Below are 3,516 nucleotides of genomic sequence, written 5' to 3'. Positions count from 1 at the left end.
CTTTGCAACGTGTTCTTCTTTGCAAAGTTAGTTGAGGCCGTGCCCGCGGAAAGCGAAGTAATTAGTCGGAACATTGCCAATATACATCAAACATTTCAAAATAACTACTCGGCTTAACGCAGTCATTGCACTGATTTTATACTTTCTTAACTTTTAAAAAAGCCCCTCATAAGAGGAGCTTTTAGTGAGGTCCATTTTGCCTTTTAATATCGTCTCAAACATAGACCAAATATGTCTTTGAATGCATTTGCAAATCTTTTATCGTTTCAGGTTGATACTGTTCAATAATCTTATTAGCTAATTCTACGGAGTTAGGATCACTTTTAGATTTCCCCATTTAAAACGCTCTTTTAGCTTTATAGTTAGTATTCTACCAAATAAAAAGCTGTGTAAGTAAGAAAACGTATGCATTTCTTACTTACACAGTTAATATTACACTCCCTTATCTTTAGGGGCTCTGAAATAGAAGATAACGTGGAACTAGATAAACTCAAAATTACTGAGCTTTTAACTGGCCACGCTTATTGGCAGTATAAGCATAATCTCTCTTGTAAACTTTCTAAGACTTCTTCTGGAACTTCCTTGAATTTAATATCCTCACCTAGGAAAAGAAGCCAATTTGTTATATCGTTCAATTCTTCGGGCATATTAATATCGATAAAAGTCTTCAGAACGGCTGTGGCTTGGTAGGGATTCGTATAGGAAATTGAAAACTTTAAAGGATGGTATTTTTTGAACTGGGCAATTGCCTTTGGACCAAATTCGATGACAAGGTTGATTGCTTCTTCCTGCTTACTTAGTATTTCTAAAACCTTTTTCTTATTTACTCTTTTTTTTGTGGGGTATGGTTTTACATTGGTGAGGTGATCGACAGGAAAAACCCTCCTCCTTTCTTCTTTTAAGTCAAATCCCTCAATTTGCCATAAGCTTTTTTCACGATAAAGATGCAAGAGATAAATTGGATATGACTTTATTACCCTCCCATCTTTGATGGTAATCAATAAATGGCTATCCAAAAGAAGGAGTTGTATGAGTTTTTCTAACATAGGATGAGGGAGGTCTGACAGATCAAGTAAATCAGGATTATTGGGATTGGTACCTTCGAAAAGCAAGATTTGATTTAATAAAACTAGGGTTTCTTGTTGGTTTTCTGGGATGAGGCCTAGCAATTTTTCAGCTAAAGACTGTCGACTTTTTAAATAGGGAAGTTGTTGATTTCTTGAGGCCATAAAGGCAATAAAAAGTGCTTTTACTTCATTATCGGTAAAGTGAATAGAAGGTAGAACAGAGTTGTTAATGATAGAATAACCTCCAGCTCTTCCAACCTCTGCTTCAAGTGGCATCCCCATAGCTTCAATTTCTCTGATATCCCTAATAGCAGTTGAACGAGAGATGTTAAATTCCCGCATAATTTCAGAAATTGTAAAGTAGGAGCGGTTGTTAATATACCGCATGATGGTATTAATCCGTTCAACTTTTTTCATTGTGACCTCCTAAACAGTATCATTTTTTGACATGATTCAATGTTATTATAAACTCAGCAAGTAAAAAAACAAATCTTTTGTTTAATTAAAAAGGAGGAATTTTGAAATGGCAAATTATACTTTAGAAGAAAAGGACAGTTTTACTGTTTTAGGTATTGGAACAGAGCTTAAGAGTGATTACACAGACTATGCTGGTATTACTAAGGAAAAGGCAGATTTTTGGCAAGCTGTCAATCAAGATGGAAGGCTTGATAAACTAAAAACTGTTGCAACAAATGACTACATTTTTGTTGTAAACGAAGCAGTGAATAATAAGATGATGCATTATGCTGGTGTCATGACGGAGGAATCCTTACCAGAAGCAACTAGACTTATTCAATTTCCTAAAGGGGAATATATCGTTGTTAAAGGGGAAGCGAATACAGATGAAGAGTTGAGTAACAAGCTTACTGGTATTGCCTTTGGTGAAGTCCTGATGGAAGTAACGGATGTATCCTATGTTGGTGGTCCAAATGCAGCAGTTGTGATGGGACAGCAAGACGGCTTAGTATATGGTGAAATGTGGATCCCTGTTGTTAGAAAATAAAGAGATAAAAGGCGGGATGGAAATCTCTCTACTTACTAAAAGGATGATTTAAAATAGACATCATAAAACAGATTACTAATGGTCTCCGTTGCCAATAAGTGATCTGTTTTGTACTTTTGATAATTTTAAATGATCATTATATCTTTTATCTAAAGTTGAAAAATGTATGGAACTAAAGTTTGAAAATAAAAAATTAAAATAAAACCCTGATTCTTCTACTTGGCGTAGATAAATCAGGGTTTTATTTTCCAAAAAGTGTCTTAACGTTAGTTTTATGTCAAAAAGCTGGTAGTACCTATTGCTTAACGTTGTAAATCCGCATCTTCCTGACGCTATCCCTACATGAAGGAAACTTGGCGACGCTGGCAAATGAACGCATTATGTGAATGAGATAACTCAAACAGTAAAGTTCCTATGTTATTTTTTGTTGATTTTAGAATAACAAAAAACACGTTTTTCATTATGAGGTGTGCCTCACCTAGCCATTTCCAATGAATATTTCTAAAGTGTAGACACTCTCCAAAACATATTAATAGACGTAATCAAAAATGACGTGACCCTTGTACCGGTGTCGCATCTCCCTTAGTGATCCCTTGAAAAGCTTAAGCTATTATTGATTCCCTTTTAAGCACAACAGCCGAAAACCTTGGTTATCAACCAATTCCTCAGGTAAAACTAGACCGAAACCATAAGTTTCTTTAATTTTTAAAGAGTTTATTTGTTTGTAAATCGTCTAGCAAACCTAATGAAAATTGTATTGACAATTGAAAGAGGAAGGGGTATCATTTGTTACAAATGTAACTATTTGTAACAAATGTAATTTTCGTTACCTCTATTATGAAAGGGTTTACAATTAATTAGGAAAAGGAGGCAGTAAATTGGAAATGAATAACGTAATTAGTGAAGACCTGGTTTTCTTTCTAGACGTGAATCATACCGATGAGTTATTTGAAGGGATGTTTACGGTGTTGCATCAGAAAGATTTTGTCAAAAGCAGCTTCTTAACTGCAATAAAACAAAGAGAGGTTGAATACCCGACAGGTCTAGCTACGGAAACCATAGGTGTAGCATTACCACATACTGATGCTGAACATGTCAAAAAGGAAGCAATTGGTATTGGTATACTGAAAAATCCAATCACTTTTCGACAGATGGGAATGGCTGATGCAAATGTACAAGTCAACGTAGTATTTATGCTTGCACTACAAAAACCTGAGAATCAACTAGAAGTATTACAGAAAATAACAGGTCTTATTCAACATAATAGTTTTTCAGAAATGTTAATGAATTGTTCTACGAAGAAACAAGTAATTACTACGATAGAACGTTTTACAAAAGAAGTACATGTCAATTAAACATTATCTCTTTTTAGAATAAGGAGCATTCCTGTAAGGGAGAAATTTGAGGGGATATCGAAGCAGAGTCCGGATGCATAAAAAAAGCCCT

3 protein-coding genes and 1 pseudogene are annotated in these 3,516 nt (G+C 34.8%); 2 read left to right on the top strand and 2 right to left on the bottom strand.

The genetic code is table 11. From position 1 onward, the window contains the following. Positions 1-189 precede the first annotated feature (189 nt). Both ABDZ84_RS10875 and ABDZ84_RS10870 read right to left on the bottom strand, forming a co-directional pair. A pseudogene (locus ABDZ84_RS10875) lies at positions 190-337 on the bottom strand (IS256 family transposase); the annotation flags it as partial. Between the two features lie 184 nt (positions 338-521). Beyond that, positions 522-1,484, bottom strand: a complete 963-nt coding sequence (locus ABDZ84_RS10870) for a helix-turn-helix transcriptional regulator (protein WP_026682496.1) — start codon at positions 1,482-1,484, stop codon at positions 522-524. A gap of 106 nt (positions 1,485-1,590) precedes the next feature. On the opposite strand from ABDZ84_RS10870, the gene ABDZ84_RS10865 reads away from it, so the two are divergent. Together ABDZ84_RS10865 and ABDZ84_RS10860 are read left to right on the top strand one after the other, a co-directional pair. Next, complete coding sequence (locus ABDZ84_RS10865; RefSeq protein WP_026682497.1) at positions 1,591-2,070, top strand: GyrI-like domain-containing protein; 480 nt, start codon at positions 1,591-1,593, stop codon at positions 2,068-2,070. An 884-nt stretch (positions 2,071-2,954) separates the two neighbouring features. Continuing rightward, positions 2,955-3,425, top strand: a complete 471-nt coding sequence (locus ABDZ84_RS10860; RefSeq protein ID WP_226983657.1) for a PTS sugar transporter subunit IIA — start codon at positions 2,955-2,957, stop codon at positions 3,423-3,425. Positions 3,426-3,516: the final 91 nt, after the last annotated feature.

It is taken from the genome of Virgibacillus salarius (assembly GCF_039521925.1).
Classification (GTDB): domain Bacteria; phylum Bacillota; class Bacilli; order Bacillales; family Amphibacillaceae; genus Virgibacillus; species Virgibacillus salarius.
The sequence above is the reverse complement of the archived record's forward strand: the minus strand, read 5'-3'. Positions and strand labels throughout refer to the sequence as shown.

Coding starts and splice junctions, on each gene's coding strand:
- ABDZ84_RS10860 (WP_226983657.1), top strand. CDS start 2,955: ATGAATAACGTAATTAGTGAAGACCTGGTTTTCTTTCTAGACGTGAAT.
- ABDZ84_RS10865 (WP_026682497.1), top strand. CDS start 1,591: ATGGCAAATTATACTTTAGAAGAAAAGGACAGTTTTACTGTTTTAGGT.
- ABDZ84_RS10870 (WP_026682496.1), bottom strand. CDS start 1,484: ATGAAAAAAGTTGAACGGATTAATACCATCATGCGGTATATTAACAAC.